Genomic DNA, 16,365 nt, shown 5'->3' with positions numbered 1-16,365 from the left:
CTTTATTGGCAGCTTCTAAAATTATGCAGCATTTAATTAAAGTTTTACTTGCAGGTCATAATATTTAATATTACATCATCCGCTTCTTTCAATCCCTTTGTACCAAGCTCACATAAATTTTTTATAGTCTTTTCTACATCCTTATCAATTATACCATCATTTTGTGATATTTCTACATTACTCAGCGCCAGCATGGCTGCTTGAACCGCTGCACTGACACCTGTAGATACCTTAAGTGCACATCCGCATTTTGCACCATCACATACCATACCCGATATATCTCCAATCATATTTTTAATAGCATATTTTATATTCTCAAGTTTACCCCCGAAAATATAGGTTATGCCACAACAGGCACCAGTAGAAGCAACTACACAGCCACATAATGCGGATAACCTTCCCAAATTGCTTTTAATATGTATGGCAATTAAATTACTAAGTGCAAGAGCTCTTATTAACTTTTCCTGTGGAATTTTCAATTTTTCAGCTGCTGCTAAAACTGGCATAGAAACTGTAATACCCTGATTCCCACTACCGGAGTTAGTCATTACAGGGAGAGAACATCCTGCCATTCTTGCATCCACTGCTGCTGCAGTGGTATATTTGGCCCGTACTTCCATACTATCTTCAATTCGTCCATACTTTACATTTTCATAAAGATTTTTTCCCACACCCAAACCATAATGATTAGTTAAAGCCTCATCCGATAACTTTTTATTTATAAGCGCCCCGTGAAGCAAAAATATAATTTCATCAGTAGAAATTTCATTTATAAACTTATATATGTAATCCACAGTAATTTTTTCATTTTTTATCTCTTTATATTCTAAAATATCTTGTCCATTTTCTTCCGATATTTTTTCTCCATTGCTCTCAACTAGAACTATATTAGTATGACTGCCGCTTATGATTACCCTCGAGTATTCATCATTATATTTGCATACAGCTTCAATATAAAGCTTTTCTGATGCATCTTTATGTTTAATATCTACTCTTTTCTCATCAATCATCCTTTTTGCTGCTTTAACATCTTCTGATTTAATATCTGAAAGTACTTCTAATAGTTTATGGGAATCCCCTCCAGTAACGCCAAGTGCTGCTGCAATATGAAGTCCCACCATGCCTGTCCCTGGTATTCCAACACCCATTCCATTTTTAAGTATGTTAGTACTTGCCAATATTTCTATTGTATCAGGAATCTTGCCTAAAGTCTCTTTGCACTTTGCAGCTGCAAGAGCCACCGCTACAGGTTCTGTACATCCAAGAGCAAGTACTACCTCTTTGTGCAATAATCTAATCATTCCCTCATACATAACAACACTTTCCTCTCATAATCGTTTCACCTTATCCTAATCAAGTGATTCTTAGGTTCAGGTGGAGTTTGCTGTAGGGACTGCTTATCTCCATCTGAACCTTAGAAGAACTTATCCAGGCGCATAGCAATGCTTACCTCCCACTTTGAAGAAGATGGGAGTATTAGCAATGGTAGCGTTAGGATAAAATATATCTTTTAAGAATCTACATCCTTTTTAATTCTATTTAAATACCTGTATATAGTAGCTTCAGAGGACTTTAATTGTCCCGCAATTTCACTTACTGCCCCTTTAAGTAAAAATACTCCACTTTCATTCAATTTTTTTACAACTTCAATTTTTTCCTCCTGACACATTCTCTCTGGAGGTATTCCTGTACTTTTAATGATTTCCTGCATACTCTCCAGGGCAATTCCTTCGACAGATTGACCAAGCTTTTCTACATCTTCTACCTTTGAACTATCATTTTTTATATGTATAAATTCATTAAGAAAATCCCTTAACTTTCTAAATCTTTCTAAACTTATATTTATACAGAGTATTCCAATGATTTCCTTATTATTATCTTTTATAAAATAGGTAGAGGATCTTAGTATATTTCCCTGGGAGGATATTCCTCTATAATTTGTTATATAATCTTTATGACTATATTTTCCGTCCTTTAATATCTTTAATACCAAATTTGTAGCAGGTGCCCCAATGCTTCTCCCACTTATATGACCATTACTTATAGCCACAACTGAATTGTCTACATTTGTTATATCATGTAATACAACCTCTGTATCTTCTCCTAAAGCTTCACCTAAAAACTTTACCAGTGATACATATTTCTTAAGATAAGAATTGATTTCCATCACCCCTTTTTCACCCCAAAGCTATCTTAGAATCCTCTTAAGCATTATGGAAAATATATTATTACTGTTATATGAAAATTATTTATCATCATAATAATTAATTATTAGTATATCAGCATACTGCTTACTTTGCAATATTAATCTTTCCATTAAGTGATTTTCGAATTCAAGTTGAATTTACTATAAAAATACTTTTCTTTATCTAAATCTAAAAAAGCTTATCCCCCAATCCAAAAAAGCTGGGGGAATTATTATTGATATTATTATGATAAAATTTTACTCATAAGCCTGTAAATATTATCTTTACTATGAAATTTAATAATTTCCATAGATGCACAATATTTATCTACAAACATCACTATGAAAGATTCTTTATACTTAGGTAATTTTAATGTTAATGGCCACATATGTTTTACTATAATATCTTTTTCCACCTCATTTAACTGAAAAATCCTGTTTGCATTCTCTAGCGCTGTATAGGGATGGGTAAATCCATGTAATCCCTTATCATACCTTTTCACATGCCAATCATATAGAAAAAAATCATGAAGTAATCCCCCTCTGGCAGCAGAACTGTAGTCAAGACCCAAATCTTTACAAACCAAATAGCTCATATAGGACACATAGGTACTATGTTGAAGACAAGTTATATCACCATGCTGTATAAAATTTTTCATAGAAATCACATCTTCATGTTGAATTAAATCACTAATACATTTCCTATATCCCTCATAATCTTCTACATATTCTTTCAATTTACAAACTGATTTTATTAACTCAATCACTATGATTTTGGTTAAGAAAACTTAGACAAACTTAACCTCTCCTTTTTATTTATTTTTATTTTTCTAAATTTTTAAGACCAACAGCGGATACTACTAAAACTTAATTAAGATTAATAATATACATTATTGATTTTACTTCATTTATAAAAAAATACAACAATATAAATGTTAATTATTATATTAACTTTCCCAAAACACTTAAATACAATACATATTCTCATGCTATGGAGCTGTTATAAGCGATATGCTTCACATAAAAAAAGTTGATAACCACATATATATAGGTTTATAATAATCTTATTACAGAAAGTAATTATATCCTGAATATTAGACAAGGGAGATGATAAAATAGGATATATTTACCCTAACAGAATACTAAAACAGTTTTAAATCTTAAAGGTTTACACCTATGTATCTTAGAAAACTATGTCAGCATTAATTGTATTTATCAAATGATTATTAGATTCAAGTACAGTTAACTAAAACAAACACTTTTTTCTACCTATTTTCTATGAAACCACTATATTAAGCCTTATTGATAATTTATTTAGATAAGCTCTGACATGATAATACTTAAATAAAATTATTATGTCACAACTCTTTTAATTCAAGCATCCTGATTATTTATTGTATAAATTAAAACATTCTATTCAAAATAAATAAGAATGCACCTTTGGACTTTATTTATTTCTTTATTTAATAGAATATTTCTTAAAATCTATACATAAAAGTACTCATATTAAAAAATTATAAATTTTCCGTAAAAAAGAGATAAATTTAAGGAATAACTTAATTATAAGGAGGAATTTTTATATGGAACTTAATTTAGACAATTTAAGAAGAAAATTAAAAGAAACTATAATAAAAACTGGATTTCAAATAATCGATAAAAATCCAGAAAAAAATGTGAACAAATTGTTTGAAATCGCCGAAAAGGCAAGCAGAGATGAATTCACAAAGAGTAAAATTGTAAGTATAAAAAAATACTACAATGACATGCCATCGGTAAAAGGGTATATTGAAAATATATTAAAAAATACAAATAAAAATTGCTTGAAAAAATTTTATTCCAATTTTATTGGCAATGCTATATGGTATGGAGTTGCTAAAAGAGATAAAATAGGTACAAAAAATGATACAAAGATCCCATTCGTACTACTTATTAGTCCCTCAATGAGATGCAATCTAAGATGCACTGGATGTTATGCTGCAAATTATAGTAAAAAAGATGATATTCCTTATGAAGAAGTAGATAGACTTATTAAGGAGGCCAGAGATGCAGGTATATACTATATAATTATTTTAGGTGGAGAACCTTTCTTTAACGAATACATGTTGGATATTTATAAAAGATATAATGACATATATTTCACACCATTTACCAACGGTACTCTATTCAATGAAAAATTAGCTGACAAATTGGCTGAACTAGGCAATGTAATGCCGATGTTGTCCATTGAAGGATGGCAAAAAGAAACGGACTCAAGGCGAGGAGATGGTATTTTTAATTCTGTTATAAAAGGTATGGAAATGTTAAATGAAAGAGGAATACTTTTTGGAGCCTCCTCAGCTACATCTAATAGAAATGTTGACGTTGTCACTTCTGAAAAGTTTATAGATATGCTTATCGATAAGGGCTGCAAAATGATCTGGTATTTTATGTTTATGCCTGTAGGTGACAATCCAGTGGAAGAAATGGATTATATGCTTTCTCCAAAAGAGAGAATAGAACTTGGGAGAAGAAGTAGGAAAATCAGAACTACAAAGAAAATATTTACAATTGACTTTTTTAATGATGCTCCATACGTAGGAGGATGCATATCCGGTAAATACTATTGTCATATAAACTCAAAAGAAGATGTGGAACCATGTATATTTTCTCACTTTGCTACAACAAATGTTAAAAACAAGCCCCTCATGGAGGCATTTAAATCACCTTATTTTAAGAACTTGAGAAACAGACAGCCCTATAACAAAAATTTATTAATGCCATGCCCTATGATTGATAATCCTCAGCACATTCGGGATATTGTAAAGGAAACAGGTGCTTATGCTACTCATCCTAGTGCAGAATTGATGATTAAGGATAAAGAATTTATGGAAAAATTGGATAAGCTGTCTGAAGAATTTAAGCCTGCTGCAGAGCAAGCATTTAAAGAAGATTTTAATAATAACGGTAACTATAACATGTCAAAAGGTTAAACATAATAATTATAAAAAGGTAATCGTAAGAAAAGTAGAAGATCAAAACCACAAATTGACAAATATCATTTCATCAGGAAACTTGTTTCATACTCGATAGTTGATCTTCTACTTATTTTTACCCACCAAGATATTATAATTGAGTTATCTTCAATTTGAAAAAATCTTCTTCTAGGTTAAAGATATTTTTATAAACATCATTTAATCCCAGCAGCTTTTTTAAAAAATTTAATTCTTCCGATGATAATCCAAGTTCATTATACCATGGCCTTGATTTTCTGCTAGTTTTCTTAAAAGAAGAATAGTATAGATGAATAAGTAAATGCCCTAAATATGAAAAATCCTCACAGTATACATACTTTTTGTTATCTATGGGTCTTGCAAGTCCAAAATCGATAAGATAAACATCTTTTTGATTAACAATTACATTAGGCAATCTTATATCTCTATGCACAATATTTTTTTTATGAAGATATTTTATTATTTTTATTAGCTTACTTGCTATGGTATAAATCTCAAAGGATTTAAATTGGTGATTATCTCCGAAAATCATCTGTTCCAATGTACTGCCTTTTTTATATTCTAAAATATATCCATATATATTATCTCTATTTATTACATCAATTATTTTGGGGATCAAAGGATAATCAATATCTGAAAGTATTTGTTGTTCAAATATAATTTTATTTTTATATTTTTTCATAATTTTAGGCTTAATTTGTTTAAATATATACGTTCTGTCCTGTGCATGAACTAAGTAGCATATACCAAACCGTCCTTCACCTATTAACTTTATAATTTTGTATTTATCAACCAAATAATCTGGTGGGTATATTCTTTTTCTAAAAATAGGAATTAAGACCACGAGCTTTTATATCTTTTCCTACGATATTCTCTAGGTGGATACCTTCTTTCATCATAATGGTATCTTTCATCTGGACTATACGAATGATATTTTTTATATCTTCTATGTGAATTAGAATATGAACCAAACATCCTGAATATACGACTAAAAAAACCCTCTCTTTTATAGTGTCTACTTCCCTGGTGATTATTTGCATATTTTCTTTTTCTTGATGATCTTGAAAGAAAACTCACTATATACACCTCTTTTCAAACTATTTTTAAATATACTCTTAACTAACTGTCAATTAAAAATATTTTTTGTATTTTTATAGTATGCTATTCCTTTATATATGTCAATATTCAAAACAAGCACATTTATTCGAAGGTCAGCATTAAATGGGATAACACTACTACGTATTCTAAGTGCTAAAAACACTAAGAATACTATCAATAAGAATCACTTGATTTCGATACAGGTACAGGTATACACCCTATTTTCTTTTGCATCTTTCTCAATATTTTACTGGATACATAGTATGCTTTTTCTGCTCCTCTTTTATATATATCCTCCAAATACTTTTTATCTTTAAGCAAATTATTTACCTTTTCTTGAAGAGGTCTAAGTTCGTTTATTATAGCTTCTGCGGTATCACTTTTAAACTGTGCATATCCTTTTCCCTCATATTTTTTCTCTATTTCTTCATGAGTTATTCCAGTTATCGCACTTAATATGGTTATAAGATTTTTTATTCCAGGCTGATCATCACTGTATCTTACTTTTCCAATACTATCTGTAACACATCTATTAATTTTTTTTCTTACAATTTCAGGGCTATCCATAATTAATATATAGCTATTTGGATTATCCGAGGATTTAGACATTTTTTTTGTAGGATTTTGTAAATCCATTATTTTCGCGCCATCTTCTGGTATATATCCCTCTGGTATATTAAATGTAGGACTATAAAGATTGTTGAATCTTTCCGCTATATCTCTTGTAAGCTCAATATGCTGCGTTTGATCCTTTCCCACTGGAACAAGATCTGTATTATAAAGCAGAATATCTGCAGCCATTAACACAGGATAATTAAGAAGTCCTGCACGTACAGATTCTCCTTCCCCAGAGTTTTGAGATTTACTCTTATACTGGGTCATTCTTTCAAGTTCCCCTACATAAGTAAAACAATTCAAGATCCAAGCCGCTTCACTATGTGTTGGTACGTGAGATTGAATAAATATGGTATTTTTATCTGGATTTATCCCTGCTGCCAGATATATGGCTAATACTTCAAGAGTTCTCCTCCTTAAGTCCTTTGGTTCTTGTTTTACGGTTATTGCATGTAAATCTACTACACAAAAATAACAATCATATTCCTCCTGAAGCTTTACCCAATTTTTCAAGGCCCCTAAATAATTGCCTATAGTTAAATTTCCCGAAGGCTGAATTCCGCTAAATATCACTTTTTTTTTCTCTTCCATAATTTCCATTACCTCCATGTTTCAACATCTAATGTATGAAAAATCCCTATGATACACAATCATAGGGTATTACTGGCACTGTATCACCTAAATCCCAAAAGATTCAAATTTCACTAAATATCATCATATATTGTACTATAAACATTTGAAAATTGCTATGTTAATTTATACCATACTATATTATATAGTACATATCCCCAATTGTTAGATTATTTAAAATTATAACCTCCCAAATAAATTTAGGAGGTATAATTACATTATATATTTACTTTTACTTCATGTTCTCCTCCATTTAGAAAGGGGACAACCTTATTGTGAATGATATTGCCATCAAGCCATATTCCTACCTCAGAATTTCTTTCTACCTTTATATTATATATGCATTGTCCTCTAGTATATTTTATAGTATATCCTTTCCAGCTAGTTGGTATACAAGGGGAAATTGTAAATCCATAATTTTCATTGAACTTCAACCCCAGAATTGTCTCTATGCCAGTTCTATACATCCATCCCGCAGCACCTGTATACCAGCTCCAGCCTCCTCTTCCCACATGAGAATCCACTGCATATACATCTGCCGCCATTACATAAGGTTCCACCTTATAAATCTCACAATTCAAATAGGTTTTAGTGTGATTTATAGGATTTATCATGGAAAAGGCTTTATACGCTCTATCATTATGACATATCTTAGCAAGTGCCAAAACGGACCATATAGCAGCATGGGTATATTGCCCTCCATTTTCTCTAACTCCAGGTATATATCCCTTAATATATCCAGGTTCCAAAGCAGATTTATCAAAAGCTGGAGTAAGTAGAAGCATAACTCCCTTATCTTCTCTTATAAGATTTCTTTCCAGAGCATCTACAGCCTCTCTGGCCCTTGATTCCTTAGCAGCGCCTGATATAACTGCCCAGGATTGTGAAATTGCATCAATCTGACACTCATCATTTTCAACGGATCCAAGAGGGGTTCCATTATCAAAATATGCCCTTCTATACCAACTTCCATCCCATGCATTTGTTTCTATATTTTCTCTTATAAACTCTTTCAGCTTTAAATATTCATCTGAACGCTTATCATCTCTCTTAAATTTACATATGGACTGAAATTTATCCAATATACTATATAAAAACCATCCCAACCATACACTTTCACCTTGGCCCTTATTCCCAACAGTACTCATGCCATCATTCCAATCTCCTGAACCCATAAGAGGTATATTGTGAGGGCCAAATTTTAGTGATCTTTCAATAGCCTTTATACAGTGTTCATAAATATTTCCTTTCTTATTTGAAACATTGGATATTTTATATCTTTCATCTTCCCCTTCTTTCAACTGTTCATCTTCAAGGTACAGTACTTCTTCATCCAATATGCTGTAATCTCCAGTGTTTTGTATATAGTCTGCCACTACATAAGGCATCCACAATAAATCATCTGAAAATCTAGTCCTTATTCCACTTTCCACATGAGGATGCCACCAATGCTGTACATCACCTTCTAAATACTGTCTTGAAGCACTATACAGTATATGCTCTCTTGTTATATCAGGATTTAAGTAACAAATAGCCATTACATCTTGAAGCTGATCTCTAAATCCATATGCTCCACCAGACTGATAAAATGCAGTTCTTGCCCAGTACCTACATGCCACCACTTGATACATAAGCCATCCATTTAACATAATATTCATGGAATTATCTGGTGTGGTAACCTGTATAACATTAAATAGTTTTTCCCAATAATCCTTAACTTTACTTAATTCTTTGAAACAAATTTCCATACTGCTGTATTTTTCAATAACCTTGCTTATTTCTTCAAAACTATCTTCCTGTCCCAAAAGAATTAAAATTTCACTTTCATCATTCTCATTTAGCTCTATTCTTGTATTTTCAGCAAAGCAAGGGTCAAATCCAGCTCCTATTTTACCGGAAAAACTTTCATATTCCAAACCCTTTGGCTCTGATACATCTCCTCCTCTGCCTATAAATTCTTCTCTACTTGAAGTATAGGAAGAGTCCTTCCCTCCTAAAATCTTCATATAGCATATGCCTCTTCCGAAACATTCACTATAGGGATTTACAGCATATATATATTCTTCCCTACTGTTAAATCCTGTGTATATATACTGGGCTGTTTGTTCATGGCAAACTCCGAGTACTAATTTTGCATAATAGGTGAGTGAAAGTTTTCTTTTAACTACTCCAATATTTTTTAATTTTACCCGACAGATCTTTACACTGTGCTCAATATCTGCAAATACAGTCATCTCTCCTAATATTTCATTAGCTTCATGTTTAAATGTAGAGAATCCAAAGCCATGTTCTATTACATATTGTCCTGAATCTCTTATGGGCTTAGGAGATATACTCCATATCTGCTTTGTAACTTCATCTTTTATATATAGCGCTTCAGCTTCTCCATCTACTACCGGATCATTTGACCATGTGGTAAGTTTATTTTCTCTGCTGTTTTTATTCCATGTATAGGATACTCCATTTTCGGAAATATGAAATCCAAATTTTTTATTCGATATCACATTTATCCATGGAGCAGGGGTATTACTATAATTTTTTAATATTATAAAATATGACTTTCCATCTTTAGAAAATCCCCCTATATCATTAAAATACTGAAGTTCTGGGATCTTAAAACTGTAATTTGAAGTATTATTCTTATACCTGTTACTTATATTTCCATAAGCTGCTCTTTTCCCTTCAGTATCTTTAATATGTTTTACAAACTCTCCCTTTTCAGCATCTATTACAATTCTGGATACAGCTATAAAAAATTCTATATCCCTCCTATTAATGGTACTATTATTATAAATATATACTCCTCCAGGCACATTTTTCCTGGCTGCCCTTCTGGAATTTACTGTATCTCTTATCTTATCCTGAAGTAATTGTACATAAGAAGTATCCTGTAGATTCAGCAAAACCAGATCTACCGACAATCCTTTCAAACTCCAATATTCATGTGCATTTACAAGCTGTCTCACAAGTTCCATATGTTTTTCATCTCTTATAATAAGAAGAACTATAGGTAAATCTCCTGAAATTCCATAAGGCCATAGTGCTGACTGACCTTGCTTTACTTTAGTAATATATTCATATCGGTCTTTAAATAAATCATTTATAAATAAAATCCTTGAGGCCATTTTCTGGTACATATTTACCTGATTTGATTTTATTCCCAAATATTTCATTTCTAATTGCACTTCTGTCCAGGACAGTTGGAATATCCTATCTATATTGGACATATTTCTATATTTATTGGCAAGATCAATTGCCTTTTCCCTGGAATTTGCAGTTACAGTGCTGTAAGCTACCCTGCAGGTCTTTCCAGGCTCTATAACCACTCTAACTCTCATACTTATTATAGGATCAATTACCGCACCTATAGATTTAGTTAATTGAGCATCATTATCCATAGCTCTGGGATTCATAAGATTTCTATTTCTTCCTATGAAATTAACTCTACTAGTTTCATATTGAACAGAACCTATCTGTTTCCCTTCTACTGCTATGGTTTGCATAAGCCATAGTTTTTCCTCCTTGGACTTAGGCCTTCTGCTTGCAATAATACACATTGGTTCTTGAACAAATTCAGTCTCTATAAATAAATTGCCAAAAGCAGGATGGACCAAATCCGCATTATATGGCGCAAGGGTTACCTCTAAATAGCTTGTGATTTCAACTTCTCTTTTATGATCACTACTATTTGTAATTGAAAGTCTTCTTACTTCTCCTTCATCTTCCTGAGATACGGTGACCTCGGTATAAGTTCTTAAATTACCATCTTTTCTTTTAAATTCACATTTATCTGGAAGAAATATGACCTCATAATCTTCTCCTTCATACTTACAGGGTTCAAAGGTGGCACTCCAATACTCATTTGAATTTATATTTTTTATATAAAAGAACATTCCTGTATTATCCGTAGTAACATCTTCACGCCACCTATATACCATAATATCCTTTCTTTTACTATATCCGCTGCCGCTATTTGTCATCATCAAATAATAATTTCCATTTGAAATTATATTTGTCTCTGGTGCCTTAGTAACTGCAGTGGTATATTTTCTCCCCACCATATTTTCCTCTTTAAATAGGGGTTTTGCCTCTTTACTGTGTTCTTCTCTATTATAAATAATAGATTTTGGAACTTTCTCCTGCAGAAGCAGTTCTACTGATTTAACTCTTGGAATTCTATGAAACCTTTCTTGTAAAACATTTTTCATAAGCACATTATCCAGAGACATAAAACTCATTCCCTGATGATGTATCATAAAACAGTTTACTATGGCACTTTTTCTGCCTTTAGATAATCTTTCACAAGTATAGTCTATGGCATCATAAAATCCATATATTCCTTCAGCCTCAAGTTCTATAAGTCTTTTTATGTTCTTCAATGCATTTTTAAAATCAACTTGAAGTGCCATTACAGAAGCATAAGGGGAAACCACCAATTCATTGGTAAGACCTCTTTTTAATCCTATCCCTGGAACTCCAAAAGCCTTATATTGATATATGGAATTTATGTCAAAATCATAATATGCAGATTCTGAGATACCCCAAGGCACATGCTTTTTATCTCCATAGTTTTTTTGTACCTCAACTATATATTCATAAGTTTCACTAAACAAAGTATCAGGAAATTCTTTCATAATTATAAGGGGCATCAAATATTCAAACATAGTTCCAGACCAGGAAACCAATCCTTTACCTCCACCTACGGAAGTCATGGCTCTTCCCAGGTTAAACCAGTGTGCCTGTTCCACTTCACCTTTAGCTATAGCTACAAAACTGGCCTGCCTTGCTTCTGATGCAAGCAAATCATAATAATTTTTACCTAAAGTATCTTTTTCCACATCATATCCTATGGCAAAAAGCTGTCTTTTTTTATTATACAACATACTGAAATTATGTTCTTTTCCCATATTGGATAAAGTATTTTTTATAGTTCTCATTTCAAATATAATCTTTTCTACATTTGACTTAGTCTGTAACAAAAGCTCTTTCAAAGCATTTACATTATTGTTTTCACTCTGATGATCAAATTCATTAATTAATTCATCAACAGCTGTTGGAATCTTTTCTAAAGGTACCTTAACTGCTAAATCATTAAATCTATGTTTAAAATCTTTGAATTGTGAATCTTCATCTATAAAAGCAATACATGGAAATACATTATTTAATTCTTCCAAAAATTTTATACACATATTGTAAACTTTCATATTCCAATATAATTTTATAGATTTTTTATCGAATTCCATAGATTTTTTTATTAATTCATACAAAAATGATCTCAACAAGAATACATTGATCCTATCTTCCCCTTTAAATTTATTCAGCTCATCACTAGAAAGCCTATCTATAAAACTTCTATATACCTGTTTAATTTTAAGTTCTTTATAGATCTCACCTTCTGCTAATTTCAAGGTATCCTTCAAACCTAAAGGTAAATTTTTATTTATCAGAGGATATCCCATATATTCATCCAAACTCTCCTCTACAAGCCATATATATCCTACTAGATTACCACTGTCTACCGTAGATACATATCTTGGATAAAGCGGCTTTTTATTTTTTATATCATACCAATTATAAAAATGGCCTTTATACTTTTCTAAAGATTCCATATTTGAAAGTATATTATGAAGTCTGTACTGAAACTCTGATATACCTATATATCCCAGATCATAGGCTACTACGTTAGAAGTAATACCCATAGCCATATTAGTCGGAGAAGTTCTATAGGCTATTCCCTTATAAGGTTTTTCCTGGTAGTTATCTGGTGAAAGCCAGTTGGTTTCCGAAGTTATAAAGTCTTCAAAATAGGCCCAAGTCTTTCTGCCAAGTTCCCTCAACAATTTTCTATCCTCGTCATTTATTTGTTCCTCTTCATCGTTATTTCTGTCTTCACTTATATTAAATGCTATCCAAGGCGAAAAGAACCAAACCACACAAAATGGCAATACCAAAAATGCAGTTTCCAAAGAGTTCATAAACCCTAAAAGTCCTATTGCAACCGCAATAACACTACCTATCCACATTGTTTTCAAATAATGACTGAATTCTTTTTTTGAAGCTGCCTCCACATCCGCAGCAGTCTGCCACTGAAGCAAATTTTTACCACTTATAAAAACCCTGTAGAGCGTTCTCACTATAGCATCTAACATTAAATACGCCTGATAAGGCAAAAAACTTAATATTAGGAAAAACTGTTCTATAGCAACTTTAAAATTACTCACTTTTCCTGAAAGACTTATGCCTTTTACAGGAGAAACCACAGTCTCCGATACATCAAAGAATATAGGACAGAGTAGTGAAATAAGGGCTATCAAAAGCAAATTATCTGAATTAGAAAATAAAGTTAAAGCCCCTACAATAAGTATTATAACTGCAGGACTCACAGCACTTCTTCTTAGATTATCTATTATTTTCCATTTAGATAGTTTATTTAAAGAATTTTTCTTGAACAGCCATGGCAAAAGCTGCCAATCCCCTCTGACCCATCTATGAAGCCTTTTACAACTGGAATCATAATAGGCAGGGTATCCATCTATAAGCTCTATATCAGTTACCAGTCCTGCCCTTACATAAGATCCTTCCAGCAAATCATGGCTCAATACAGTATTTTCAGGTATTTCATCTTGTAAAATATTATTAAACACATCTATATCGTAAATACCCTTTCCTGTAAATATACCTTCATCAAACAAATCTTCATATACATCGGAAATGGCACTTGTATATATATCTATACCTGTTTCCCCAGAAAAAATATTAGAGTAGACTGTCTTATTTGCACTTAACACGCCTACACTCACTCTAGGCTGCATTAATCCATGTCCTCTCAATACCTTTTTATTGTTTTTATCAACATAAGGAATATTCAATGGATGGGCCATAGCTCCTATAAGTAATTTGGCTGTGTCCTTCGGAAGTTTGGTGTCTGCATCCAATGTTATTACATACTTTGCACTGCACAAGCTGGTTATGTCTCCGCTGATAACATCATAACTGGTATTTTTGTTTCCCCTTACAAGAGAATTAAATTCCATTAATTTTCCCCGTTTTCTTTCCCATCCAATCCATTTTTGTTCTTTTTCATTATATTTTCTGTATCTGCTCAAAAAATAAAATTTATCTCTGTGACCATTTCCATATTTTTTATTAAGGCTCTTTATTTCTTCTAAGGCAGTCTCTACTATTAATTTATCCCCGCTTTCTTCTTTATAGAAGCTATCCTTAAAATCTCCAAGTAATGCAAAATACAAATTCTGTTCCTCGTTAGCTAGATAATACACTTCCAAATCACTTATAAGACTTTTTAACCTATCTACATTGTTTATAAGTGCTGGAATTACAACTACCGTACTAGACTCCTGTGGTATACCCTGTTTAAATTCCATCTTAGGTATAAATCTAGTTTCTACAAGTTTATTTATACTCCAATTGAATATGGATATAAATATTTCACTACTTGGTATTAAAAGTATTACAGCCGCTGCTATGTATTTCCATATGGACAAATTCTGACCATAAAAATTCATTCCATTTATTAACAAATCCAAAAAAATAGTACCAAATATTATAGTCCCTATATAGAGATCTACTGTTATATTAGTTCCAATTTCAGAATTCACTTTTTTATATTCTTCTCCACTGGATTTTATCTTTTTCTTAAGACAGGATATGCCTTTATCAATGAGATAATATCCTACATGTTTTTCATATACCTCTCCAGATGCTTCCTCTGCACATTCCACGGCCTTTCTCGCTATAAAGGACTCAGGTACATTTATCTTCTTAGATAACTTTTCTACTTTATGCCTGTAATAATCTCTGGAATTAAAGTCCATGAGTTCATAGACCCCTGCTGGATCCTTTCTTAACACCTGTTCCACATAACTTAGACGTTCAAAATTTTCCTTCCAGTTCAATGCACATACTTCTCTTATACCATTAATGGAATTTTCCATAGATACTTGATATACAGCCTGCTTTTGATGATTTATATTCACTGCCCTTGCAGCACTGCTATCTCCTTTATCCAATTCTTCATCTATCCAATCATATACCTTCACACTATCTATAAAATTGTCTCTTAATATTTTTATAAATCTTTCCGTAAAAGGTGAAGTGAATTTTATTCTATCCCTTCTAAGTCGTTCAATTTCAAAATCTATATTGCTTCCAGAATTTATAATACCTTCTGCTACAGACTCCGCTCTTTTTCTTTCCTTTTGCATAAATACTATATTCTCTGTTATATTACTTATATTTTGAATCAAGGCTATTCTAAGCATTATAGGCAGTGCCCAAAGTTCACAGCTTTTTAATACTGTATTTTCCTCATAGGCACTTATAAAATTCTCTATAACCTCTTCACTTACAGTACCATAACTACACTGTAACATTTCCCTTGCTATGTAATATATTCTAGGGTATCCTTTCATAGCTCCTTTGGTAATTACAGGAAGATTATTATAATAATCTCCCGGCATATTAGTTTTTATATCCTTATACTCCTTTTTAATCAAATACAAATTATCCAAAAGCCATTCAGCACAAAATACTATATCCCCTCTGTTTTTAATTTCCATGTTAAAAAAATTATATCCATGTAAAATATTTTTATAATTTTTATCTAAACTATCAATTAATTTTTTCTTACAGCTTCTTTTCTTAACTCGTGCAGGTATAATTGATATTTCTCTAGCATATTTTTTTAACTCTTCTTTACCTAGATTAAGTGTGGGAATGTCATCTACCATATTTTCATCCACATCAACACACTTATTTAAATTTTTATAAATCATTGCAAGGAATATAATTATAGCTATACCTATAACATAAAGCATAAAAAATCCA

General features: G+C 31.7%; 8 protein-coding genes. 1 reads left to right on the top strand and 7 read right to left on the bottom strand.

Annotated features, from left to right (window positions below; translation table 11 throughout):
- Window positions 1–44: 44 nt before the first annotated feature.
- From BS101_RS04265 to BS101_RS04255, 3 genes are all read right to left on the bottom strand, one after another.
- A complete protein-coding gene (locus BS101_RS04265; protein ID WP_242951401.1) occupies window positions 45–1,301 on the bottom strand; it encodes a serine dehydratase subunit alpha family protein in 1,257 nt (418 codons plus the stop codon).
- A gap of 209 nt (window positions 1,302–1,510) precedes the next feature.
- A complete protein-coding gene (locus tag BS101_RS04260; RefSeq protein WP_242951465.1) occupies window positions 1,511–2,167 on the bottom strand; it encodes a helix-turn-helix transcriptional regulator in 657 nt (218 codons plus the stop codon).
- A gap of 263 nt (window positions 2,168–2,430) precedes the next feature.
- A complete protein-coding gene (locus BS101_RS04255; protein WP_073537694.1) occupies window positions 2,431–2,952 on the bottom strand; it encodes an HD family phosphohydrolase in 522 nt (173 codons plus the stop codon).
- Window positions 2,953–3,765: 813 nt separating this feature from the next.
- On the opposite strand from BS101_RS04255, the gene BS101_RS04250 reads away from it, so the two are divergent.
- Complete coding sequence (locus BS101_RS04250) at window positions 3,766–5,154, top strand: radical SAM protein (RefSeq protein WP_073537693.1); 1,389 nt, start codon at window positions 3,766–3,768, stop codon at window positions 5,152–5,154.
- A gap of 133 nt (window positions 5,155–5,287) precedes the next feature.
- Here BS101_RS04250 and BS101_RS04245 read toward each other — a convergent pair whose 3' ends face one another.
- The 4 genes from BS101_RS04245 to BS101_RS04230 form a co-directional block, all read right to left on the bottom strand.
- Window positions 5,288–6,019 carry a protein kinase domain-containing protein gene (locus BS101_RS04245; RefSeq protein WP_073537692.1) on the bottom strand — a complete coding sequence of 244 codons (732 nt, stop codon included), beginning with the start codon at window positions 6,017–6,019 and terminating at the stop codon, window positions 5,288–5,290.
- Window positions 5,997–6,215: a hypothetical protein gene (locus BS101_RS04240; RefSeq protein WP_156876006.1), complete on the bottom strand. Its 219-nt coding sequence runs from the start codon at window positions 6,213–6,215 to the stop codon at window positions 5,997–5,999. The genes BS101_RS04245 and BS101_RS04240 overlap by 23 nt, the downstream gene beginning before the upstream one ends.
- Before the next feature lie 232 nt (window positions 6,216–6,447).
- Window positions 6,448–7,479 carry a tryptophan--tRNA ligase gene (trpS, locus tag BS101_RS04235; RefSeq protein WP_073537690.1) on the bottom strand — a complete coding sequence of 344 codons (1,032 nt, stop codon included), beginning with the start codon at window positions 7,477–7,479 and terminating at the stop codon, window positions 6,448–6,450.
- A 257-nt stretch (window positions 7,480–7,736) separates the two neighbouring features.
- Window positions 7,737–16,355, bottom strand: a complete 8,619-nt coding sequence (locus tag BS101_RS04230) for a GH36-type glycosyl hydrolase domain-containing protein (RefSeq protein ID WP_073537689.1) — start codon at window positions 16,353–16,355, stop codon at window positions 7,737–7,739.
- Window positions 16,356–16,365 lie beyond the last annotated feature (10 nt).

Origin of the sequence: Clostridium kluyveri, assembly GCF_001902295.1 — a bacterium.
In the GTDB taxonomy this organism is placed as follows: Bacteria; Bacillota; Clostridia; order Clostridiales; family Clostridiaceae; genus Clostridium_B; species Clostridium_B kluyveri_B.
Note: the sequence above shows the minus strand (reverse complement) of the source record. Positions and strands in the feature narration are given on the sequence as shown.

Bases quoted from the DNA above. Each gene is read 5' to 3' on its own strand.
- BS101_RS04265 (WP_242951401.1), bottom strand. From the start codon at position 1,301: ATGATTAGATTATTGCACAAAGAGGTAGTACTTGCTCTTGGATGTACA.
- BS101_RS04260 (WP_242951465.1), bottom strand. From the start codon at position 2,167: ATGGAAATCAATTCTTATCTTAAGAAATATGTATCACTGGTAAAGTTT.
- BS101_RS04250 (WP_073537693.1), top strand. From the start codon at position 3,766: ATGGAACTTAATTTAGACAATTTAAGAAGAAAATTAAAAGAAACTATA.
- BS101_RS04240 (WP_156876006.1), bottom strand. From the start codon at position 6,215: ATGCAAATAATCACCAGGGAAGTAGACACTATAAAAGAGAGGGTTTTT.
- trpS (WP_073537690.1), bottom strand. From the start codon at position 7,479: ATGGAAGAGAAAAAAAAAGTGATATTTAGCGGAATTCAGCCTTCGGGA.
- BS101_RS04230 (WP_073537689.1), bottom strand. From the start codon at position 16,355: ATGCTTTATGTTATAGGTATAGCTATAATTATATTCCTTGCAATGATT.